This window comes from Streptomyces sp. NPDC002076 (assembly GCF_053593835.1).
This window is the reverse complement of sequence record NZ_JBSFDI010000049.1, coordinates 1-21546: the sequence shown is the minus strand read 5'-3', so window position 1 is coordinate 21546 and position 21546 is coordinate 1. Positions and strand designations below refer to the sequence as shown.

At 67.1% G+C, this 21546-nt stretch carries 19 protein-coding genes and 2 pseudogenes; 11 read left to right on the top strand and 10 right to left on the bottom strand.

Translation table 11 applies throughout. The annotated features are described in order from the left end of the window. The first annotated feature begins 383 nt into the window (after positions 1-383). A complete protein-coding gene (locus ACWCQS_RS45385; protein ID WP_451009924.1) occupies positions 384-560 on the top strand; it encodes an NPCBM/NEW2 domain-containing protein in 177 nt (58 codons plus the stop codon). An 819-nt stretch (positions 561-1379) separates the two neighbouring features. Here ACWCQS_RS45385 and ACWCQS_RS45380 read toward each other — a convergent pair. The 6 genes from ACWCQS_RS45380 to ACWCQS_RS45355 form a co-directional block, all read right to left on the bottom strand. After that, complete coding sequence (locus ACWCQS_RS45380) at positions 1380-2849, bottom strand: dihydrolipoyl dehydrogenase family protein (protein ID WP_451009923.1); 1470 nt, start codon at positions 2847-2849, stop codon at positions 1380-1382. Between the two features lie 115 nt (positions 2850-2964). After that, entirely contained in the window at positions 2965-3096 is a 132-nt protein-coding gene (locus ACWCQS_RS45375; protein ID WP_451009922.1) for a hypothetical protein, read from the bottom strand. A 325-nt stretch (positions 3097-3421) separates the two neighbouring features. After that, positions 3422-3721, bottom strand: coding sequence for a hypothetical protein (locus ACWCQS_RS45370; protein WP_451009921.1), 300 nt, complete (start codon positions 3719-3721; stop codon positions 3422-3424). Positions 3722-3763: 42 nt separating this feature from the next. After that, positions 3764-4222 (bottom strand): pyridoxamine 5'-phosphate oxidase family protein, encoded by a 459-nt coding sequence (locus ACWCQS_RS45365; RefSeq protein WP_451009920.1) that lies wholly within the window; start codon positions 4220-4222, stop codon positions 3764-3766. A 289-nt stretch (positions 4223-4511) separates the two neighbouring features. Continuing rightward, complete coding sequence (locus ACWCQS_RS45360; protein WP_451009919.1) at positions 4512-5420, bottom strand: NADP-dependent oxidoreductase; 909 nt, start codon at positions 5418-5420, stop codon at positions 4512-4514. A 75-nt stretch (positions 5421-5495) separates the two neighbouring features. After that, positions 5496-6044 (bottom strand): carboxymuconolactone decarboxylase family protein, encoded by a 549-nt coding sequence (locus ACWCQS_RS45355; protein WP_451009918.1) that lies wholly within the window; start codon positions 6042-6044, stop codon positions 5496-5498. 142 nt (positions 6045-6186) lie between these two features. Here ACWCQS_RS45355 and ACWCQS_RS45350 point away from each other — a divergent pair, with 142 nt between their 5' ends. Then, entirely contained in the window at positions 6187-6840 is a 654-nt protein-coding gene (locus tag ACWCQS_RS45350; protein ID WP_451009917.1) for a TetR/AcrR family transcriptional regulator, read from the top strand. 248 nt (positions 6841-7088) lie between these two features. Here the strand turns inward: ACWCQS_RS45350 and ACWCQS_RS45345 are convergent, their stop codons facing one another. Continuing rightward, a complete protein-coding gene (locus ACWCQS_RS45345; RefSeq protein WP_451009916.1) occupies positions 7089-7322 on the bottom strand; it encodes a hypothetical protein in 234 nt (77 codons plus the stop codon). Positions 7323-7628: 306 nt separating this feature from the next. Here ACWCQS_RS45345 and ACWCQS_RS45340 point away from each other — a divergent pair, with 306 nt between their 5' ends. The 6 genes and pseudogenes from ACWCQS_RS45340 to ACWCQS_RS45315 all read left to right on the top strand — a co-directional run. Further along, positions 7629-10079, top strand: a complete 2451-nt coding sequence (locus tag ACWCQS_RS45340; protein WP_451009915.1) for a SpoIIE family protein phosphatase — start codon at positions 7629-7631, stop codon at positions 10077-10079. Positions 10080-10296: 217 nt separating this feature from the next. After that, positions 10297-10830, top strand: a complete 534-nt coding sequence (locus tag ACWCQS_RS45335; RefSeq protein WP_451009914.1) for a carboxymuconolactone decarboxylase family protein — start codon at positions 10297-10299, stop codon at positions 10828-10830. Between the two features lie 137 nt (positions 10831-10967). Further along, positions 10968-11618 (top strand): nitroreductase family protein, encoded by a 651-nt coding sequence (locus ACWCQS_RS45330; RefSeq protein WP_451009913.1) that lies wholly within the window; start codon positions 10968-10970, stop codon positions 11616-11618. Positions 11619-11630: 12 nt separating this feature from the next. Continuing rightward, positions 11631-12137, top strand: a complete 507-nt coding sequence (locus ACWCQS_RS45325; protein WP_451009912.1) for an MmcQ/YjbR family DNA-binding protein — start codon at positions 11631-11633, stop codon at positions 12135-12137. Positions 12138-12730: 593 nt separating this feature from the next. Continuing rightward, positions 12731-13873 carry an MFS transporter gene (locus ACWCQS_RS45320; RefSeq protein ID WP_451009911.1) on the top strand — a complete coding sequence of 381 codons (1143 nt, stop codon included), beginning with the start codon at positions 12731-12733 and terminating at the stop codon, positions 13871-13873. A gap of 126 nt (positions 13874-13999) precedes the next feature. Beyond that, positions 14000-14152: pseudogene (locus ACWCQS_RS45315) on the top strand (WhiB family transcriptional regulator); the annotation flags it as partial. 20 nt (positions 14153-14172) lie between these two features. Here ACWCQS_RS45315 and ACWCQS_RS45310 read toward each other — a convergent pair. Together ACWCQS_RS45310 and istB are read right to left on the bottom strand one after the other, a co-directional pair. Then, positions 14173-16392 carry an FUSC family protein gene (locus ACWCQS_RS45310; RefSeq protein WP_451009910.1) on the bottom strand — a complete coding sequence of 740 codons (2220 nt, stop codon included), beginning with the start codon at positions 16390-16392 and terminating at the stop codon, positions 14173-14175. A 561-nt stretch (positions 16393-16953) separates the two neighbouring features. After that, positions 16954-17746: pseudogene (gene istB, locus ACWCQS_RS45305) on the bottom strand (IS21-like element helper ATPase IstB). An 847-nt stretch (positions 17747-18593) separates the two neighbouring features. On the opposite strand from istB, the gene ACWCQS_RS45300 reads away from it, so the two are divergent. Genes ACWCQS_RS45300 through ACWCQS_RS45290 form a run of 3 tightly spaced genes read left to right on the top strand, consistent with a single transcriptional unit; the run spans position 18594 to position 20231 of the window. Beyond that, positions 18594-19193 carry a sulfite oxidase-like oxidoreductase gene (locus ACWCQS_RS45300; protein ID WP_451009909.1) on the top strand — a complete coding sequence of 200 codons (600 nt, stop codon included), beginning with the start codon at positions 18594-18596 and terminating at the stop codon, positions 19191-19193. Next, the gene (locus ACWCQS_RS45295) at positions 19163-19906 is read left to right on the top strand and encodes a ferredoxin reductase (RefSeq protein WP_451009908.1); all 744 of its coding nucleotides are present in this window, start codon (positions 19163-19165) and stop codon (positions 19904-19906) included. Before ACWCQS_RS45300 ends, ACWCQS_RS45295 begins: the two co-directional genes overlap by 31 nt. A gap of 13 nt (positions 19907-19919) precedes the next feature. Then, positions 19920-20231: a DUF6510 family protein gene (locus ACWCQS_RS45290; protein WP_451009907.1), complete on the top strand. Its 312-nt coding sequence runs from the start codon at positions 19920-19922 to the stop codon at positions 20229-20231. A gap of 672 nt (positions 20232-20903) precedes the next feature. Here the strand turns inward: ACWCQS_RS45290 and msrB are convergent. Next, a complete protein-coding gene (msrB, locus tag ACWCQS_RS45285; RefSeq protein WP_451009906.1) occupies positions 20904-21314 on the bottom strand; it encodes a peptide-methionine (R)-S-oxide reductase MsrB in 411 nt (136 codons plus the stop codon). Between the last annotated feature and the right edge of the window lie 232 nt (positions 21315-21546).

Here is a 21546-nt window from a genome sequence, read left to right as displayed (position 1 = left end):
GCCAGCCGGGCAACAGCCGAACCAGTGAACCTGAAACCACGTCAATCCGCCCTGACCAGCTAGTCATCCACTCCCGCGCAGCGGGGGAACCTCACCTCAACCGGGACATCTTGCTTGGGCTACGGCCAGTGCTCCGCAGCCCCATCAGCTCGACCACCAAAGACGTCTGGGAAGAAGCTTCCCCGGAGCTGCGAACACTGATCGATACCCTGCGTACTCCCCAGCCCGCCACAGTAGGCGTTCTCACCGCATCTGCAGCAGTCTCATCCAACCTGGAGCATCGCAGGTCAATCACCCCGCACAGGTTCCAGAAGGCGTCGCAATCCACCTGCGGCCCACAGGTTAACGACGCGCGGTCACCGCATCACCAGTGAGACCTCACAATCGCCGACGGCAAGACCTTGGTGACCACACCGACGCTCCGCGGCAAACAGGCTGCGCTGCCGATCGACGTCGACGTCAGCGGCGCCCAGGTGGTCGACCTCAAGGTCGGTGACGCCGGCGACGGCAACGGCAACGACCACGGCGACTGGGCGATGCCGACGCTGACGTGCAGCTGACGGACGACATGGACACGGGCGTCCAGTAACCGGAAATCCCAGGGAGCCAGGGGCGTCGCAATCACCCGCGACGCCCCTGGCTGTGACCGAGTAGGCCGGGACGGTTCGGGTGAAGGCGGAACCGAGCCCTCTGACGGGCTGGTTGGACGACCCGGGGTTGACCACGACCAGGTAGACCTTGCCTGACTTGCTGTCCTTGGTGGCGACGGTGTTGATACCGCCGACACCGGTGTACGTGGCTCCGATCACCCGGTTACGGCCCCCGGTTGATCCATTGTCTGCGGGGAAGCAGGGTTGCATGGTGAAGGCGTCGCGCCTTTCTGACGGTGGGGCGGCCCTTGGGTTAGATTCTCGTTCGAGGCATGGCTACGGGCTGGCGAACGGGAGTCGGTGTGTCGGCCGCGGGGCTTTCTCGCCCCAGAAGCCGCTGCCGCCCGGAAGCTGCGCCCATGCGCCACCACACGGTCACCGACGGGGATCCCCTGGACAGCCGCGCCGACGGTGCGTATCCGGCCGCCGCCCTCGACGCCCAGCGCGGCGGGGGACGCAGGCCGACATTCCCAGCCGCTGTGTTCAGCAGCCTGTCCCACGGCCCCACGCCGGCGGCCTCGACCGCGACGAGTACCTGGCCGGTGCTGGACGCAGGGGGCTCGGAAAGGTTGAGGAGGATGACCTCCCTCGCCACGGGCGCGGAGACTCCGCTTGCTTTTCGCTACTCGTCCTTTTCGTCAGGTCGGGTTGCCGGGTCGCTGCCCAGTCCTGTGTGCTGCCGCGTCGAGGGCCCGGACCGGGGAGGCGTGGGTGTCAGTTGGCGGTGGTCTACAGCGTCTCCTGATCGTGCTGGTAGGCGGCGAGGAGGAAGAGCCAGATCTCGCTGACGGTGGGGAAGGGGGCGATCGCGTGCCTGAGCCGTTTGAGCGGAACCTCGCCGGCGACCGCGATGGTCGCCGAGTGCAGGAGTTCGCTGACACCCGGGCCGACGAAGGTCACTCCGAGGAGGACCTCCCGGTCGAGGTCGACGACCAGCCGGGCGTGGCCCTGGTAGCCGTCGGCGTAGAGGTTGGCGCCCTGGGCGGCGTTGAAGTCCAGGTCGACGGTCTTGATGCGGTATCCGGCGCGCTCCGCCTGTTCGGCGCTCAGGCCCACCGCGGCCGCCTCGGGGTCGCTGAAGAACACCTGCGGTACGGCGTACTGGTCGGCGGTGGTGGCATGGTCGCCCCAGGGCGTGTCGTCCAGCGGGCGGCCGGCGGCCCGGGCGCCGATGGCGTCGCCTGCCGTCCGGGCCTGGTACTTGCCCTGATGGGTGAGCAGGGCACGATGGTTGACGTCGCCGAGGGCGTACAGCCAGTTGCCGTCGACCCCCTGCACCAGGCAGGTGGTGTCCACATCGAGCCAGGAGCCGGGGGTGAGGCCGACCGTGTCCAGGCCGATATCGTCGGTGGCGGGGGTGCGGCCGGTGGCGCACAAGACCTCGTCGGCCTCCAGCCCGCTGCCGTCGTCGAGGGTGAGGGTGACCGGCCCCTCGGGGTCCGAGCGGCGCAGGGCGGTCACCTGCACGCCGATCCGCACATCCGCGCCCGACTCTCTCAATCCCTGAGCGACCGCTTCGCCGGCGAAGGGTTCCATGCGGGGGACCAAACGGCGCCGGGCGAGCAGGGTGACCTGGGAGCCGAGGCCCTGCCAGAGGGTGGCCATCTCGATGCCGACTCCGCCGCCGCCGATGATGGCGAGGCGAGTGGGCACGGTGCTGGATTCGGTGCCCTGCCGGCTCGTCCAGGGACGTGCCTCGGCGATGCCCGGGATGTCGGGCAACGCTGGTCGGCTGCCGGTGGCGATGGCCACTGCGTGCCGGGCAGTGAGGGTCCGCCGGGAGCCGTCGTCACGGGTGACGCTGACGCGTCGGGGCCCGTCGAGACGGCCGTGGCCACGGAAGAGGTCGGCTCCGATGGACTTGAGGAACAGAGCCTGTCTGGTGTCGTCCCAGTCGGAGACAGAGCGGTTGCGGCGGGCGAAGACACCATCGGCGTCGAGCCGGCCGGTGACAGCCTGCCGGGCACCGTCCACGCGCCGGGCGTCGGCGACCGCGATGACCGGCCGCAGCAGCGCCTTACTGGGCACGCACGCCCAGTACGCGCAGTCACCGCCGACCAGTTCCCGTTCCACGACCGCTACGGAGAGGCCGGCGGCACGGGCGCGGTCGGCGACGTTCGCACCGGCCGGGCCTGCGCCCAGCACGACCACGTCGTAGTCGTAAGGGACGCCTTCCTGGGTTTCGTGCGATTCGCTCATGTTCTTCCTCGCATTCCTGGGAGTGCCTGACGACGGTCGAGGCGGTGGTGCTACGCGTCGGGCCTGGTGGGTCGGGCCTGGGCGGGGGCTCTCCGACCGGGCCAGGGCGCGTCGGTCAGGCGTCGGTGAGCGGGGTGACGACCGGCCATTCGATGTCGGTATCGGCGAGGACGTTGAAGTAGTGCGTGAGGATGTTCAACGCCAGATTGCCCGCGATCTCGGCGATCTCGGCGTCGGTGACGCCCACGGCCCGGGCAGCCTGAGCTGCGTCTCACCGATGTGGCCGCGGGCAATGGCGTGGGACAGGGCCAGCACTGCGGCAGCATGCGGGTCGGCGGACTCCGCGTGGCGGGCACGCTCCAGTCCCCCGGCGCCGACCTCGGCGACGTATCCCCCTATGCAGGTGTGGGCGGAGGGACAGCAGGTGCAATTGTTGTGCTCCGCGGTTGCAATCGCCAGCCGTTCCCCGGCCGGGACCGGGATCAGGGTCCCCGGTCCGCCGCGGGCAGCATCCTCGCGGCGATCACCAACGAGCAGCCGGACACCATCATCAAGACCGGCGGCCGGCCCGTCTACCCATGGCCGAGTGGAATGTCCGCCTCGGAGAACCACAGGTCACACTGGGCCGGCGCGCCCGGCCGATACGTCGTCCGGGACACCGGGTCCACCGGCAAACACGCCGGTCCGAGCTCACGCACAACACGTTCCTTGAGGATCGTCCTCCCCCGCTGCCAGCCGATCCGCTCCGCAGTCACCGGCGCCGGCATCGTCGGCGTTTCCCGCAGAAGCTTGCGGATCTGCACCCTGACCGCGTCCACCGCCGAGCCCTTCAGCGGACGCTCGTACTTCGGCGGCCGTTCGGCGCAGACCACGGTCTGCGGCCGGCCCTGCGGGGCAGGTGGCCCGATGTCGCATCAAAGGTATGCCACGCCGTAGTTGGCGGCCCACTCATGCTTCAGGTCATCCTCGTTCGCGTGCCCGAACGTGTACGCGGGAGAGTCCACCCGCAGCACCCGGTCCACCCTGATCAGTACGGCCTGGTGGCACGGGTAGACGGGATCGCCGTGGGTGTTCAGCACCCACTGGCGGGACCAGTCGTACACCGGGTCACCTTCCCCGCGGATCTCGGCTGTTCCCTTGAAGCGGTAACCCCGCCGGAGCAGGAAGTCGATCACGTTGACCTCAACCCGCGGATTGTGCCGCAGGTTCTCCACCGTATTGGGCGAGGCCATGTTCATGAATACCAGGTGATCGTCGTCGTAGACGCGCACGGACCCCTTCGGGGAGAGGTTCGGAGAGCCGTCCTCGCAGACCGTCGCAACGAACGCCAGCTTGGCGCTGGTGACGATCTGCCGCATGTCCTCAGTGATCATTCCCATCGCTCCTCAACCTTTCCTGCCACGTCTGCGTGCCCCGCCCTCCTGGGCCGTCACGACGCAGCCTTTTTCGAGTGCCACAACAGGCCGATGGCCTGGTCCGGCCGATACCCCGGCGCTCGCTCTGCGCTGACGCGCGGGCTTCCCGATCGCGTTGGACGCCCCCGGGCCGACCGCCTGATGTGCGCCGCGCCCGGTGGGTACGGCCCGCGCACGGGGCCGTACCGTGTCCGGCGGGTGCCATGACGCGGTGTCAGGGCCGGGAGACACCCCGTCGTGGATGTGCTCAGGTGAGCACGATCTTCTTGCCGCCGGCCTGCCCGGCGGACACCCGGGCGAAAGCGGCCGGCCCCTCACTCAACGGGAGCGCTTCCACGTTCTGCTTCAGCTTCCCTTCCGCAACCGCCTCCGCCAGATGGGCTAGCTGAGCGGCATCAGGCCGGACGTAGAGGTCCGTGCTGGTGATACCACGCTCTCCCTCTGGCGCGTCCGAGGTCAGCGACACCAGACGCCCATCGTCCCGCACCAGCGACAGCGCGGCCTGCGCCGTACCACCAGCAGCGATCAGCGCACCATCGAACCCACCACGAACCCGACCCGCCCAATCCGAGCCGTGGTAGTCGACGACCACCAACGCACCCAGACCACGCAGGCGCTCAGCAGCCGAAGCGGACGCCGTCACCGTCACCTCGATCCCCCGAGCAGCAGCAATCTGCAACGCCAGCACACCGGTCGCCCCACCACCATTGGTGATCAGAAGCCGTTGCCCCTGGCTGAGCCCCAGCGCCTCCAGCGACTGGTACGCCGTGAGCCCGGCAACCGGCAGCGCCCCCGCCTGCACCGGATCCAGCCCCGCCGGGCAGATCGCAGCACTGGCCGCAGTGATCAGCACCCGCTCAGCCCAGAAGCCACTGCCACCCGGCAACGGCGCCTCATGCGCAAGCACCCGGTCACCGACAGCGAAGCCCTCGACATCAGGACCCACAGCCACAACCCGGCCCACGCCCTCTACACCCAGCGCCGCTGGCGGACGCAGCCCCACATCCCAGCCCGCACCGTTCAGCAACCGATCCCACGGACCGACACCAGCCGCCTCCACCTCCAGCAGAAGCTGACCAGCACCAGGAGCCGACGGCTCAGGCACCTCCAGGAGGACGACGTCCGCATCGGGTCCGGACACTCCGCTTGCCTTCATGGTTATCCCTTCACTCGGTCCGGCCGACGGTAGGCACAGGCCGGCCGCCATATCTTCATTCTGGGGTTTCGGCGCTCAACTGGGCGTGCCGACCGAGCTGGCGGAGGGGATGTCGATGTCGGTCTGGTTCACGTTGTTGAGAAAATTGGTCAGCAGGGCCTGCACTGCGACCGTGACGATCGCCAAGATCTGCGGGTCGGTGTAGCCGGCGCCGCGCACAGCCGCGAGATCTGCGTCGCTGACTCGCCCGCGGCTCTCGACCACCCGTTGAGCGAAGCGGGCGGCTGCGGCGCGCTTGGGGTCCACCGAGCTCCCGGCGCGAGCCAGGTCGATGTCGTCGCTCGACATTCCGCTGAGTTCGGACGATACGTACGTGTGAATCGCCAGGCAGTAAGCGCAACCGTTGGCCTCCGAGACCGCGAGCGCGATGGTGTGCCGCGTCTTCGCGTCCAGAACGCGACTCATGGTGCTCTGCAGCGTCACGACGGCGTCAAGAACGGTCGGGTTCGACGCGATGGTCTTGAACATGTTCGGGACGAAGCCGAGCTGTCCGCCGATGTTGTCGAGGATGCCTTGCGCTCCCGCGGGGACATCGTCGGAAGAGGGAACGTTCAGTCGTGACATGGCGAATCAACCTCCGGTAGGCGTGCGAGTAGTGGCCGAGCCCAGTCAGGCCGGGCATTTTTTGGGCTCGTCAGCCCACTTCTCAGAGCTAACACCGCCCAAGACTGGGCTGTCAAGCCCACCCTGCGGTATCGTGCGACGTATGGAAGCCACGACACGAGCTCGGGTGCCTCGCAAGCTCACGGACAAGGGCCAGGCGACGCGTACCCGGATCCTGGAGCATGCCGCGGAACTCATCTACACGAAGGGTGTCCACGCGACGAACAACGAGCAGCTCCGTCGCGCAGCCGGCGTCAGTGGGTCACAGCTCAACCACTACTTCCCGACCAAGGAGAGTCTCGTCCTGGCAGTCATCGCCTGGCAGGCCGATCGCGTCCTCGCATTCCATCGCAGTGAGCGATTCGCCTCCTTCAACGATCTCGACGCCTTTCGGGAGTGGGCGGATTTCTACGTCGGCTACGAGCGCGCCTACCAGGAAGGCTGCAGCCTCGGCTCCCTCGCGAGCGAGATCATCAAGACTGACCTTGACGTTCACGATGAGCTCGCGAGTGCGTTCGATCAGTGGCGGGACATCTTCCGCGACGGGCTCCAGCACATGCAGCAAGTCGGCCGCATCAGCACTGACGCGGATCCGACGCAGCTGGCCAATCTACTTCTCTCCGCATTCCAAGGCGGCAGCCTCCTCGCTCAGGTCGCTCGGGACATCACCCCGCTGAAGGACGCGTTGCAGGCAGCCATCGACTACGTGCAGACCTTCGTGAGGTCTCCCGACGTCGACGTACTGCAGGTTCGCTAGCCGGCGACGGTCTGAGACGGCCCATCGAACGTGAGAAGGGTCGTCTCCTCGACGGCGGGCCCATGCGGCAGTCGGGCATCCGACTCATGAGGCGGGCGCGCGAGACCGTCGTGGTGCGTGCAGATCTCCGCGATTGTGCGGCTTGTCGTTCAGCAAGGTCGCGGCCCCATCCGTGGCGACGTCCCGGGAGGCGGGTACGGCGCGTCTCCCGGGCCCTTGATGCGATTCGATGTCGATAGACATGCATGTCACGGCTGCGCTCCGCCGAAGTTCAAGTGGTCTTTCTGAACGCCAACCAAGATCGAATCAACCTGTCCCCCGGAGTCCCACTCAACGTCGACCGGGACACCACACTGACCCTCGTCGCCGGGAACCTCTACCGGATACTCGCCCGTAAACTGCCCCGCTACGAGACCGCCACACCCGACAACATCTGGCGACACTTCCTCGACGCCACCGGAACCTTGCACGTCGGCGAGCACACCGTAGCCTCCCCGACCTGGAGACCCCCGCCCCTGGCGGAACGACCGAATCCTGCGCTTCCGCTTCCCCCCACGCTGAACCGGGCAGAGCAGACCTCCATCAATCGAGGCTGACCCGCTCCCGAGCATGGCCTTGCGAACATGCGACGTGGCGCTTCGAGGTGCAACCGGTCCGGCAGGCGGCGCCCAGGGGCCCGCCTGGCCGTTCGGCGCGAAGTGGTCCGGTCTTTTGCTCAGAGAATGGTCAGCACCTGTGGGCAGACGCGCGCATACGGTCGGGTCGCGACGCATCTGATGGGAACCACGATGATGAGCACTGACCAGACCGCACTCCGGGAGCCGCTGGGACTCCGCGAGATATCCGACGCAGCGATAGCGGTGATCGACGAGCAAGGGACCGTGGTCGCGTGGACGCAAGCCGCTCAGCACCTTGTTGGGTACTGCGCTGAGGACGTGGTGGGCCGATCCGCCACACTCGTGCTGCCGTCATCCGAGGAGGCGCTGGGGGTATCAGCGTTCGCCGAGCAGTGCCGTGCCCAAGGTGGCTGGTCCGGCACCGCGACGGTCCGCCACCGCGACGGCCGCACGCTCAAGCTGAGCCTGCGCCTCTGGCTGCTGTGGGGGCAGGACGCAACCCACCGGTGGCTGGTATCCCTGACCGACATAGGCGCGTTCTCCTCGGGGATGATCAACGGATCGGTACCGGAGTCGCTGCTTGCCCGCGCGCCGGTCGGCATCGCCATTCGTGACCCACAGCTACGTTGTACGTGGATGAACCACACAATGGAGCATGACGGCATTTCCCGTGACCGGAGGTTCGGACGCCGCCTGAAGGATTCACTGCCCGGCTTCGAGGCCGAGGCTCTTGAAGCGGTGATGCGGCAGGTGCTGGCGAGCGGCACTTCCGCGATCCACGAGTACCGGGCATGGCCGCCGGAAGATCCGCGCCGGGAGCACGCATTCGCGGCCTCGTTCTTCTGCCTCCAGGACGCGGACGGCCAGGCACTGGGGGTCTGCTCCTTGACCGTGGATGTCACCAGCAACCAGCAGGTGCGCGAGCGCCTTGCCGTCCTCAGCCAGGCCAGCACGCGAATCGGGAGCACCCTGGACGTCATGCAGACCGGACAGGAACTGGCCAGCCTGGCCGTGCCCCTGTTGGCCGACTACGTCGCTGTCGACCTGGCGGAGTCGGTTCCATTCGGCAAAGAGCCTCCTGCCCAAAACGACACAACGTACGGTCGCCCCCGCGTGTTCCGACGTGCCGGTTTGGCCTCGATCCACCCAGGGATACCAGAGTCGACGTTTGCGCGAGGGGAGGCAATTTCCGTCCCCCCAAACTCGCCGCTCGCCAGCGCACTACGCACGGGAAGGTCCCACCTGGAACCCGTACTGGACACCACCCCTGGCACATGGATCGACAACGACCCGGCACGGGCGCAAAAGATCCGTGAGAACGGGGTGCACTCCCTGATGATCGTGCCCATCCGCGCCCGGCACTCCGTGTTGGGCGTGGCCTTGTTCGCACGCACCGAGGACCCGATGCCATTCCAGCAGGATGACCTACTCCTGGCTGAGGAACTGGTCACCCGGGCCGCGCTGTCCTTGGACAACGCCCGCCAGTACACTCGCGAACGCAGCACGGCCCTCGCCCTCCAGCGCAACCTGCTCCCGCACCGCTTGAGGGGCGGCGTCGCCGTCGAGGCGGCCGGGCGCTACTTGCCGGCCGACACGGACGCCGGTGTCGGAGGCGACTGGTTTGATGTGATCCCGCTGCCTTGTGCCCGGGTGGCCCTCGTCGTCGGTGATGTGGTCGGACACGGCATCAACGCCGCGGTGACCATGGGCAGGCTCCGCACCGCCGTCCGCACGCTCGCCGACCTGGACCTGCCCCCCGACGAACTGCTGAGCCACCTCGATGACGGCGTCCGGCGGTTGACCGGGGAAGATGACGACGCCCCTGATCAGATCCCCGCGATTACGGGCGCGACCTGTGTGTACGCCGTCTACGACCCGGCCACCCGGCAGTGCACGATGGCACGGGCCGGGCACCCCCCGCCCGCGATAGTCGACGCACAAGGCCAGGTCACCTTCCCCGACCTGCCCACCGGAGCCCCACTCGGCCTCGGCCTCGGGCTGGTCCCCTTCGACGCCGTGGAAGTGGAACTGCCCGAAGGAAGCCTGCTCGCGTTCTACACCGACGGCCTGGTCGAATCCCGTGACGACGACATCGAGGTCGGCATGCGCCGCCTCGGCACCGCCCTGGCACAACCCGAACAGTCCTTGGAAGACTTGTGCTCCTCAGTGATGGAAACCGTGCCGACTCAGGCGGCATCTGACGACGTCGCCTTGCTCCTTGCCCGGATCCACACACTCAAGCCGGCCCACATTGCCTCCTGGGACCTGCCAACCGAGCCGGCCGTCGTCAGCGCCGCCCGGCACCTGGCCGTCCATCAACTCAGCGAATGGGGACTGGAGCAGCTCGTGCCCACCACGGAGCTGATCATCAGCGAACTGGTCACCAACGCTATCCACCACGGCGCCGGCCCGATCCGGCTACGGCTCATCCGGCACCAAGTCCTGACCTGCGAAGTCTTTGACAGCGGAAAGTGTTACCCGCGCCTGCGCCATGCCCGCATCGTCGACGAAAACGGCCGGGGACTGTTCCTGATTGCCCAGTTGTCCAGCAGGTGGGGCTTCCGCTCCGCAACGGGCGGCAAGCTCGTCTGGGCCGACCAAGAGCTCCCGTCCACGCTGTAAAGCGGGGATCGATGATGCGACCTCGCGTCGCCAGCCCCTTGCCCGTGCGCCCGCGAAGATCACGCGATCCATCGTTCATCTGCATGTCACCACCACCCGCAGATTGGGCTCGGCGGCCCAATACGAGCGCGGATTGGGCTTGACAGCCCAATCCGCGTCGTGTTCATTGTGGGTGGGCTAAATAGCCCAGACTGATACCGGCCGGAGGACCACCACCATGTCTCGTCTCACCACGCCCCAGCTCACCGACGTCGACGCCAAGACGCAAGGCACGCTCGACGCCATCGCCAAGCAGTTCGGCTTCGCTCCGGGCATGTTCACGACGCTTGCCGCCAACCCGAGCGTCCTCGAGATCGTGATGGGCCTGCAGGGCAGCATCGCGAAGCTCCTCGACGCGAAGACCCGCCACACGATCGCGCTGGCCACGTCCCACTCCAACAACTGCGACTACTGCTCGGCGCTGCACGGATACATCTCCGCGAACCTCGGAGGCATGTCCACCGAGGAGATCGAGCTGGCCCGCACCGGCGGCTCCACCGATCCCAAGCGTGCCGCCGTCGCTCGCTTCTCCCAGCAGGTGATCGAGACCCGCGGTCAGGTGGGCGACAAGGACATCGCCGCGGTTCGCGAGGCCGGGTACACGGACCCCGAGATCCAGGCGATCGTCACCGTCGTGGTCGTCACGCTGCTCACGAACTACCTCAACAACGTCAACGAAACCGTCGTCGACATCCCCGGTGCGGGCGCGTAACCAACGACGTCGCGGCCGCGTCGACTGGCACGGAGGTCGCCCCAATGAAAGCGATGTTCACCACGTACTGACGGGACTCCAACGCCCAGAAGCCGCCTCCTGCCCCGATCTCTCTGACAACGAAACGAAAGCCAACCATGGATCTCGACAATCTGATCACCAAGCACCTCACCCGCTACTTCGACCCGAACAAGAAGATCCCGGAGGAGACCTTCCAGCTCCTGCTGCGCTACCTACGCACGTCGCCGACGACGATCAACATCCAGCCGAACCACTTCCATGTGCTGGAGTCGCAGGCCGGCAAGGACAAGCTTGCGGATGCTCTCGTCGGCCGCTTCGCGGACAACGCGGAGAAGGTGCGGAACGCGTCGCACGCAATCGTGTTCACGACCCGCAAGACAATTCCGGCCGAGCACTTGCAGGAGATCTTCGCGAAGGAGCGCGCGGACGGTCGCTTCGCGGACCCGGAGATCCAGAAGGGATGGGAGGCTGGAGCGTCCAACTTCGTGGAGATCCAGTCGGAGAACTATGGCGGCGACGTGCTCCACTGGCTGGAGAAGAACACGTACCTCGTGGTCGGCGCGACCATGATGGCCGCCGCTTCTCTCGGAGTCGACGCCACCCCGCTGGAAGGGTTCGACCGCGCGACGATCGACGAAGCGTTCGGCCTCACCGACACCGACTTCACCACGACGCTGCTCGTCGTGCTCGGCTACCCGGACGAGACGCGCGTCTCTCGCCAGCCGGTCTCGCGCTTCGACGCCGAGAAGATCTTCACCCACATGTGACGAACTGAGCGGGTGCGCGAGCGGCGCGCCTACTCGGTTCTGCGCAACTCGACTGTCCGGCGCCCGCACCTCTCCTCGACGGACGCCGGGCAGTCGACCTCTACCGACCTCGAGGAGGCCAAGATGTACGCAGACAGGACAGTCCAGAACCGCGCGGCCACGCGCGCCGCAGAGCTCCCGCGTTCAGAGCACACGCACCAGTTCACCGGCGACTGGGAGGTGTGGAAAGTCGGTGGCAAGGTGTTCATGCTGCAGACATCGATGCCTGGGGAGCCGGTCGTGATCCTCAAAGCCGATCCCCCAGATGCGGACACTCTCCGCGCGTCGCACACGGGCATTTCTCGCGGCTACCACATGGACAAGAAGCACTGGATCACCATCAGACCTGGTGCGGATATCGAGGAGGCGTTGGTGGACAACCTCGTGACCGAGTCGTACCTGCTCGTCGTCGCGGGCCTTCCCAGACAGAACCGCCCGGTCGACCCCGACACCTTCAGCTTTCTGCCGTCCGCCGACTGACCGACGCGGTAGGCGTGCTCGTAGCCGACGTAGAAATCCGCCCGCTCCCGAAACGCGTCGAGATCGGCGAAGGAAGCGAATCGCTCACCGCGATGGAACGCGAGGACGCGATCGGCCTGCCGGGCGATCACGGCCAGGACCGGACTCTCCTTCGTCGGGAAGTACTGGTTCAGCTGCGACCCGCTGACGCCGGCCGCGCGACGGAGCTGCTCGTTGTTCGTCGCGTGGACACCCTTCATGTAGATGAGTACCGCGGCATGCTCCAGGATCCGGGCGCGCGTCGCCTGATCCTTGTCCGTGAGCTTGCGAGGAACCCGTGTTCCCGTCGTGGCTTCCATACGTCACACGACACCGCAGACTGGGCTTGACAGCCCAGTCTTGGATGGTGTTACCTCTGAGAACTGGGTTGCCAAGCCCAAAAAGTTCGGCCCGGCCTGGGCTCGGCGACTACTCGCACAGCTACCGGAGGTTGATCCGTAATGTCGCGACTGAATGCGTCCCCTCTCGACGACGCAGATGCGTCACCAGTGATCAACCGGCCTCGCCAGGGCAGAACGCTCCGGCTGGCATTCTCATCTGGGATCGTCTCCCTGGTGGCCTCGTTTGCCGCGTCGGCCGCACCGATCCCCCTGTTCAACACCTACCGGGCCGAGGACGGGTTCACCAACGCCGGCATCTCGCTGGCCTTCGTCACCTACTCCGTCGGCATTATCGCCGCACTGTTGGTGCTGGGACGGCTGTCCAATCATCTGGGCCGACGGCGCACCGCGATCGCTAGCCTCGGTCTGCTCCTGCTGGGCTGTCTGCTGCTGCTGAACGTGCACGACATCGGCACTCTGCTGGCCGGTCGGCTCCTGATGGGCGTCGGTACGGGGTTGGCCAGCAGCAGCCTCACCTCCTACATCGTCGACGCCGCGCCCACCAGGCCGGCATGGTTGGCCTCCGTCGCGTCTAGCCAGGGACCCATGCTCGGCCTCACCCTCGGCGCCATCGCCGCCGGCGCCCTGGTCCAGTTCGCCCCCTGGCCACGCGAGCTCATCTACCTGGTTTGCGCCGGTCTCCTCGTACTGTCTGCCGCACTCATCGTCGTCAGCCCGGAGACCGTGAAGCCGACGCCGGGCGCTTGGCGATCACTGCGGCCCCGGGTCCGCGTACCGGCTCGGGTCAGGCGTCTGCTCCCTGTCGCGGCCGTGGTGTTCGTGACCGCCTATGCGACCGGGGCTTTCTACCAGTCCTTCATGCCCGCACTGGTCGAAGACCAACTCCATACCCGCAGCCCGCTCATCCTCGGACTGGTGTTTGCCTGCTACATGGCCCCCAGCGTTCTCGGCGCTCCCATCGGCGGCCGGTTCACACCAGCGGCAGCCCAACGCATCGGCATGATCATCGTCCTGATCGGATGGATCGGCATCATCACAGCCATCGCCATCGGCACACTGCCGTTGTTCATCGCTGCAACCATCGTCACCGGCGTCGGTCAAGGCATCGCCGTCAGCGCCGCCACCCGCGGCCTGCTGCACGGCAGCGCCCTGGCCGACAGGGCGCCGATCTTCAGCGCGGTCTACCTCCTCTGCTACAGCGGCGCCGCCTTGATCAGCCTCATCTTCGGCCAGCTCTCGAACGCCTTTTCACTACCACAGATCGCGCTCGGATACGGCGCCCTTGCCGTTATCGCCACCCTGTTCACGGTCCTCGCCGCACGCAACCCGCATACGGACCCGACCAGTCAACGGTGAGTAATCACATGACGAACCTCACCGTCAGAGCATTACTGACGTGCCGTGCCATAGAAGGCGCGGGCACCGGGATCTCGACACCGAGTTGTTCTCCCCCGTGAGCCCGAAGGGCCCCGGCCAGCGCCGGCCGAAGAAGCGAAGTCCGCGGGCAAGACGTGCCCCGTCCGCTGGCCCTGCGCCAGTCGGGCTCTCGCCACAGCACATCAGTACACAATCTGGTGCGGCATGCACGAGAAAGAACTGAAACGCACGGTGCCGAAACTTCCTCTGCCCGAATGAGGCCGGCCGTCGCCGGGCGCCTACGTGAGACGTCGGCGTCTGGTGACGGTGACCCACGACCCGGGCCGACACTCCTCCGAAGCCGCTCGAGCTGGTTCCAGGATCGCTGCCTGGAGGCGTTGGACGACGTCGAGGTGGTCCGCCGTCCAGATCGTTCTGACCATCTCCGCGCTTCCGGGTTCGTTTGCCGCGGCCACGTCGCAGCCGACCGCCTCGAACAGTCGGCCGGCCAGGAGCCGGGTGTCGATCGGGGCGGGAACCCTGCCCCTCCCTTCAATTGCGCGCGCCGTACCGACGTACCACTCGAGCACCAACCCGCTGGCGTCAAGGACCTCCGCGCTCGCCGCGCTCTGCGCTTGCCTAGAGGCACGATCGGCACCCTGCCAGAGCCGTAGGACGGCCTCGGCAGTGAAGCGGAGGACCACCACTGCGTTGGTCAGAGCCGTCACCCCCGCCAGTGGGACGTACTTCGTCCCGCGTTCTGCGAGGAAGTTACGCAAGGCGTCGTCGAGGCGGCTGGCCGCCGAGGCCGCCCGTCGGCGCTCGGCGTTCGGCACGGAAACCGACCGCACGAGCCCGTCGTCACGGGTCAGCGCGAACTCGACCGCGCTCTGAAGGTAGCGGGCGCCGCAGAAGAAGGCTTCGGCCAGTGCCTTTCCCAGGGCCGAGTTCGCCCCGCGCGGCCAGAACAGGACACCGACAAAGAGGCTGACCGCACAGCCGATGGCTATGTCCTCGATACGGACGAGTCCGAGTTCCCAGCCTCCCGGGCTAATGAGGTTGTACAAGATCAGCGACGCCGTGGTGAAACCGGCCTGGCCCAAGGTGAAAGAAACGGTATCGGCCCCCAGGCCGGCACAGGCCACGGCCACCGGGAGCAGCAGCCAGTAGACCGTGGTGTTGGTACCAAGAGCAAGAATGAGCCCACCACCGACCAGGAACCCGATACCAGCCCCCAGCAACCCGCGTAGAGCATTCTGGCTCGTGTTCAATGCGGTCGTGCGAAGTACGGCCAGGGCGCCGAAGACAACCCAGAAGGAATGCCGTACGCCGGTCAGTTCCGCTATCAGCACGGCCAGGCCCAGGGCGGTCGCCCCGCGCGCGCTGTTGTGGAACCACACCGAATGCCGCTCGGCATGTGCCCGGAGGTCCTCCCATGCCGAGGCGAGCGCGGACTTCGTTCCACTGAGGGGGCGTCCAAGAAGCTGTCGCCACCAACTACGCCGGCAGGCGGCGGCAAAGAGTCCGGCCTGGATAGCGATGACGGAAACGGCACAGGTCATCTCCTGTGCACGGAAAGCCGGCTCGAGCGAGGTCATGAACTCGCTCAGTTCACTGTCGGAGGACGTCCCTGGCCGGACCCGGGCGGGGTACAGGGGAAGTGCCGAGGTGGCAGCGTGCTCCATATGCTGTCGTGCCCGAAAGAGACGTCTCAACTCGGCGTCCAACAGCCGGGGGTCGTCGGCTGCCGATTCCAGGAGGACCGCGCTGTGTCCGAGAAGCGTCGCGGCTTCCGTTTTGACCTCGCAGACCGCGAGTGCGATCGACCTCGGCCGCGGATTCAGCGGCATTCGCCTCAGGATCGTATCTAGCCATACCACCTGGTCGATCAGGCGGACGAGCGCCCGCTCGGCCGTGGCCAGCCCGGTCGACCGGTAGGACGCGCCGAAGAACGCCGAGCGCAACTCCGTCGTCGCTGCCGTCGCCTCATCGGCCTCTACTTCGGAGATCGCACCGCCGGCCGGCACGAAGCCGTTGCTCACGCAGTCGGCCTCCGCACGCAAGCGACAGGCCTGCAGGGCACAGGCCCGAGCCGCCGACAGCCGCAGCGGCTCGCGAACTGGAGCCGGCCACAGGACGGTGATCGCCAACAGTGATGCCGCGCCGGCCAGTAGCCAGCCCCCGAGCCGGTCGGGTATCGACTCCACCGAGCCCGGCAAAGTGACCGGCAGGATGAAGCTGGCCAGCAGGGCTGTGCCCGCGCTGGCCAGCACCGAGCTGACCAGGCCGACGAACAGCACGACGAAGGCGACGATGAAGGTGGAGCTCGTAGCGGTCCAGACGGTTCGGGACGCGAGAGTGCCCAGGCAGATCAAGACGGCCCCGGCCAGCACCAGCCCGAGCTGTGCCGAGATCCGGGCCCGCATGGGACCGGCGAACTCGACGAAGAGCAGTGTCGCGAATCCGCCGAACGCCGCGAACAGAGTGAGGTCCTCGTCTCCGACGAGCTTGAGGGCCACGGCGACCACTGCAGGCACGACGCTCCCTGCCCTGCTTGCTCGGCGAAGTGCCGAAAGGGCCGCACCGCCCTCGCGGAATCGGCCTACGATCCGTTCCTGTGCTCTGCCGCGACGTCTCCTGCTGTCCGAAGGGCTGCACCTACGGGAAGCCTCGACCATCCGTTCATTGTCGGCGCAGGCGCGCCGTCCCGCATCAAGCCAACGCCCACACCGGTCTCTGGGAACCAGCGCTCCCATCGAAGAGGCCAGCGACGCCGCCTCAGTCGCCGGATCGACGTGCCCATCGCCCTTGCCTGTGATCATGACCCGCTGCGGGAGTGGCGGGACGAAGCCGGGAGGAGCACCCTTCCTTGCGTGCCGGCTCCGTCAACAGTGGCACGTACGCATCGGGATCCCGCCCGGATGCCTCGACGCTCACTCTCTATTTGGGAGCCGCAGGCCGCCATGCTCCTGCCATGTCCGAGCAGCATCATTCCACTGGCGACGTGAGCTGTCGGCGACGGCTGAATTGTGAGCCGCTGCCGACCGACGAAAATGACCCCCTGCGTCTGTTGATGTTGGTCATTCTCCGGTGTCGGCCGTGGGAACCCGTCCGAGGTCGCGGCCGCGCATGCGGTAGCTGTCGCCCTTGAGTGAGATGACTTCGGCATGGTGGACGAGGCGGCCGATCATGGCAATGGCGACGGTGTCGTCACCGAAGACCTCGCCCCAGCGGCCGAACGGTTTGTTGCTGGTCACGATCACCGAGGCCCATTCATAGCGGCCCGAGATGTACTGGAAGAAGAGGTTCGCCACCTCGGGTTCGAAGGGGGTGTAGCCGACCTCGTCAACGACGATCAGCGGGATGCGACCCAACCGGGTCAACTCATCGCTGAGCCTGCCCACTTGATGTGCTTCGGCCAGGCGGGTCACCCACTGGGCGGTGGTGGCGAAGGCCACCCGGTGGCCAGCCCGGCAGGCCCGGATGCCGAGCCCGGTGGCCAGGTGGGTCTTGCCGGTGCCGGGGCCCCAGAAAGATCACGTTCTCCTTACCGACGACGAAATCCAGCGTCCCCAGGTGGGCGATGACCTCGCGTGTCACAGACTGCTGGTGCTCGAAGTCGAAGTCCTCCAGTGACTTGCGGGAGGGGAAGCAGGCTGTCCGGGCGCGTCCCTCGGAGCCATGCGAATCGCGGGCGGCGACCTCCCGCTGCAGGCAGGCGACCAGATACTCCTCGTGGCTCCAGCCCTCGTCACGGGCCCGCTCGGCGAGCGGGGTGGCCGCATCCCGCAAGGTCGGGGCCTTCAACGCCTTGGCCAGGTAGACGACTTCGGAGGAGACATTACGGCTGTTCGCCGTCTGCTTGGCAGCCATCACGCGACTCCCTCGCCGGTGCTGAGGCCGCCGTCGATGACACCGAAGACCCGGTCATAGGTATCCAGCGACCGCTCTTCGACTTCCGTGGGTCACCGTCGGTGCCGCCTTCTTGCCCACGGCCGCCTTGCGGGCCGCAGCGGCAGCCGCCGCGTGATCGGGGTCGGTGATGGTCTGATGGCGGGATCGGCGGCAGGGCGAGCATGCGAGAGCGGTCGGCCTCCAGCCGGTCCGACGGACGGCCCTGCAAGGTGCGGTGGATGCGCCGGTTGGCCCTGGTCAGCCAGTCGGCGAGCTGGATGGTGAGGTCCGCCGGCAAAGTGAACACCCGTCCGGGCAGAAACGACGTCTCCAGACAGCCGTTGGCTCGCTCGACCAGACGGCTGAGTCGCTTGTGGCGCAACCCGGGCGTCCATCTCGAGGCAGGCGGGTGGGGCGAATCCCCGACCGCCACCCGGGCGGCGACCCGGCAAGCCACTGGCAAGCCGAGGGACTTGGCCAGGCCGCATGGGAGGCCATCGACACGGGCCTTTGTGCACGTCAGCGGCGTGTCTTCGCGGCGGTGTCATGCGCGGCGTTCCTCCGGGGGCGTTGGCTGCTGAGCTCGACCCCAGTCCGAACGCGCTGTACAAGACCATCTTCGACGCGCGCAGGAAGCTGCGGGCTCAATTGGCGGATGCCGGGCACTTCGACTGACTGCGCAATGTCTGGGCCGACGTCGCGCCGAAGGCCGGAGGTGCGACTGAGGGCTGTGGGAGGGATGGAAGATAAGAGGCGTGTGTTCCCTGTCGCTGATATTTTTGAGGGGCGCTAGCCCTGCTTACGACGAGCCGATTGGACGGCCAGCATGGCGATCATCTCGCGCGGTTTCCACGGCCGTCGGCCGCCCGCGGGCAGGAAGCTGCCACCGGGGCAGTACGAGACCACGGGCTTTCCGGTCCTCTCGGCCGGGCCCACGCCGTGGATGAGCACAGACAAGTGGGAGCTGTCCGTCACCACGGAGACCGGGAGGCGGCACAACTGGGACTGGGCCGCCCTCACGAAGCTGCCGTCGGAAACCCCGACGGCAGACCTCCACTGCGTGACCAAGTGGTCGAAGTTCGGCACCCGGTGGCAGGGGGTGTCTTTGGACGTCCTGCTCGCCGATGTCGAGACGGCCGCTGAGTACGTCCTCGTCTCCTCCTACGGGGGCTACACCACGAACCTCCCGCTGGCGGATCTTCTGGACGGCAAGGCCTGGATCGCGTACGGCTACGACGGCCAGCCGCTCGCCCCCGAGCATGGCGGTCCGGCCCGACTGCTCGTCCCGCACCTCTACCTCTGGAAGTCCGCGAAGTGGGTGCATGGACTCGAGTTGCGGGAGAACGACACCCCGGGGTTCTGGGAGAGCGCCGGCTACCACAATTACGGAGACCCGTGGCAAGAGCAGCGGTATCGAGGAGACTAGGCGACCGGCTCCGATGGAGGGTCGCCGAGGTGACAGAACGTCGCGCTGAGTCCACGACGGCCGTCACACTGGTGCTGGAGGTGCCGGAATGGCCCGGCCATCTGGCAGGCCAGCATGTAGACATCCGGCTGACCGCGGAAGACGGTTACAGCACACAACGCAGTTACTCCATCGCCTCGGCCCCGGACGGAACGCGCCTGGAACTGACAGTACAGCGCGTCTCTGATGGCGAGGTCTCGCCCTACCTGGTCGACGAGCTCATGCCCGGCGACCAGCTGGAACTGCGGGGACCGGTCGGAGGCTGGTTCGTCTGGCAGCCGGAACAGCAAGAACCGGTCCTGCTGGTGGCCGGAGGCTCCGGGCTGGTGCCGCTGATGTGCATGATCCGCTCGCGGCGTGCAGCCGGCAGCCGGGTTCCCTTCCGGGCGCTGTACTCTCTGCGATCGCCGGCCGAGCTGCTGTACGGGCCAGAAATCCGCCAAGGAACACCCGGGGTCGACGTCACACCCATCTACACCCGGGAAGCGCCACAGCAGTCCGCGCGCCCCACGGGCCGCATCACACCCGACGACCTGGTACGCCACGGATGGCCACCGGACTTCGCGCCCACCTGCTACGTCTGCGGACCCACGGCATTCGTCGAGAAGGCAGCTGCCTACCTGGTACTCCTCGGACACGACCCCGAGCGAGTCCGCACAGAGCGCTTCGGCTGAGGAGAGGACTGAGATGACGGCAGGCACACCGGCAGACGCTGGTATCCCACACGACGCAGAGGGCGGCTACATCGACGGCAACGCGCTGGCCGGTCCTCTGGCCGAACTCTTCGCGGTCGACCTGACAGCAGCGACCAGCCAGTGCGCGCACTGCAGCAACACAGGGCACGTCGCACTCCTGCACGTATACCGCCAGGCACCGGGACTGGTGGCCCGCTGCCAGCAGTGCGGACAAGTCATGCTACGTCTGGTGCGCGCACCGGAGACGGTCTGGCTAGACATGAGCGGCATTACAGTACTGTCGATCCCCGTCGGCGCCGACTGAGCCATCCATGGCCTCCCCTGCGGATGGCACGCCGTCGCCGTCGGCGCGGCTAGCCGGAAGGCGCTCGGATTTGTCACCTCAAGCGGAACGTGGGGCTACTGGAAACGGCCGTCGAAGCAGGTACCGCTCCTCAGGTCGGAGAACCGAAGGCCGACGACTGCTCCCCCTTCCACCAACCACCGCAGATCGTAGGACGCTTGGTAGGAGGGCGGCCAGAAGGGCGTCCGGCCTCGAAGTAGGAGGTGCTCCCGTCTGCTCCCGTCGGGTTGGAAGGTCTGGGTGGGTCGTGCCATCGCCGTAGGCCAGGCGGCCTGCGGTGACAGCGGTGGGGATCTGCTCAGGCGGCACGATGGCGCCCTCTCGTGCAGGTTGTCGATGTTCCTGGTCACTGTGCGGTCCTTCTCCCTGGCCCGACAGTTCCGTTGCTCGTGAGGTCCGGCGGGCGTCTTCTGGCTCACCGCGGCGAAGATGATCTCGTTGGAGGGGGTCTGCTCTATTGTCTTGGCGGCCTCCGATCCGAGGGGACTCGACCCCTTGGACGCCGCAGCACATGAGCGCTTTCCGTACTGCTGTACACGGGTATCGGCTGGGGCCCTGCTGGGCCCCGAGCCGCAAGACGGGGCGCCGAGCCGCCGTGCCGTTCGAGCTCCGGGGCCCTGCCCCGGTTGCCGGTCATCGGCTCTCGGCGGCGTCTTCTTCCGTCGTCTCGAAGACGCTCAGGTACTGGCCGTAGCCCTCTTGCTCCAGATCCTCCAGGGGGACGAAGCGCAGCGAGGCGGAGTTGATGCAGTACCGCAGTCCTCCGCGGTCACTGGGCCCGTCCGGGAACAGGTGCCCGAGGTGGCTGTCCCCTTGAGCCGACCGTACTTCGACACGGACCATGCCGTGGCTGGTATCGGGCCTCTCCACGACGTGGCCGGACTCCAGAGGCCTCGTAAAGCTGGGCCAGCCGGTCCTGCTGTCGTACTTGTCGACCGAGGCGAAGAGGGGCTCCCCGGACACGATGTCCACATAGATACCGGGTGCCTTGTTGTCCCAGTAGGCGTTGGAGAACGAGGGCTCCGTCTCGTCTCGCTGGGTCACACGGTTGCAGGGGTGTAGGGGCCGCGGGTGAGGGCCCGCTCGGGGCGCGATGCACGGGCGGACCGTTGAACTGGTGGTCAAAGGCGGCCGCCCGTCGCGAGCCCGGCTGCCTCCCCCTACGGGACGGGAGGACGAGGGGTCATGTCCCGCGGGGTGGTGTAGTCACGGCAGCTGTTTCGGTTCCGGTTGTGGGGTGATCTGTGGTTCGGGTTCGGTTGGCTTGGTGGTGAAG

Bases quoted from the DNA above. Each gene is read 5' to 3' on its own strand.
- ACWCQS_RS45380 (WP_451009923.1), bottom strand. From the start codon at position 2,849: ATGAGCGAATCGCACGAAACCCAGGAAGGCGTCCCTTACGACTACGAC.
- ACWCQS_RS45365 (WP_451009920.1), bottom strand. From the start codon at position 4,222: ATGATCACTGAGGACATGCGGCAGATCGTCACCAGCGCCAAGCTGGCG.
- ACWCQS_RS45360 (WP_451009919.1), bottom strand. From the start codon at position 5,420: ATGAAGGCAAGCGGAGTGTCCGGACCCGATGCGGACGTCGTCCTCCTG.
- ACWCQS_RS45355 (WP_451009918.1), bottom strand. From the start codon at position 6,044: ATGTCACGACTGAACGTTCCCTCTTCCGACGATGTCCCCGCGGGAGCG.
- ACWCQS_RS45350 (WP_451009917.1), top strand. From the start codon at position 6,187: ATGGAAGCCACGACACGAGCTCGGGTGCCTCGCAAGCTCACGGACAAG.
- ACWCQS_RS45340 (WP_451009915.1), top strand. From the start codon at position 7,629: ATGATGAGCACTGACCAGACCGCACTCCGGGAGCCGCTGGGACTCCGC.
- ACWCQS_RS45335 (WP_451009914.1), top strand. From the start codon at position 10,297: ATGTCTCGTCTCACCACGCCCCAGCTCACCGACGTCGACGCCAAGACG.
- ACWCQS_RS45330 (WP_451009913.1), top strand. From the start codon at position 10,968: ATGGATCTCGACAATCTGATCACCAAGCACCTCACCCGCTACTTCGAC.
- ACWCQS_RS45300 (WP_451009909.1), top strand. From the start codon at position 18,594: ATGGCGATCATCTCGCGCGGTTTCCACGGCCGTCGGCCGCCCGCGGGC.
- ACWCQS_RS45290 (WP_451009907.1), top strand. From the start codon at position 19,920: ATGACGGCAGGCACACCGGCAGACGCTGGTATCCCACACGACGCAGAG.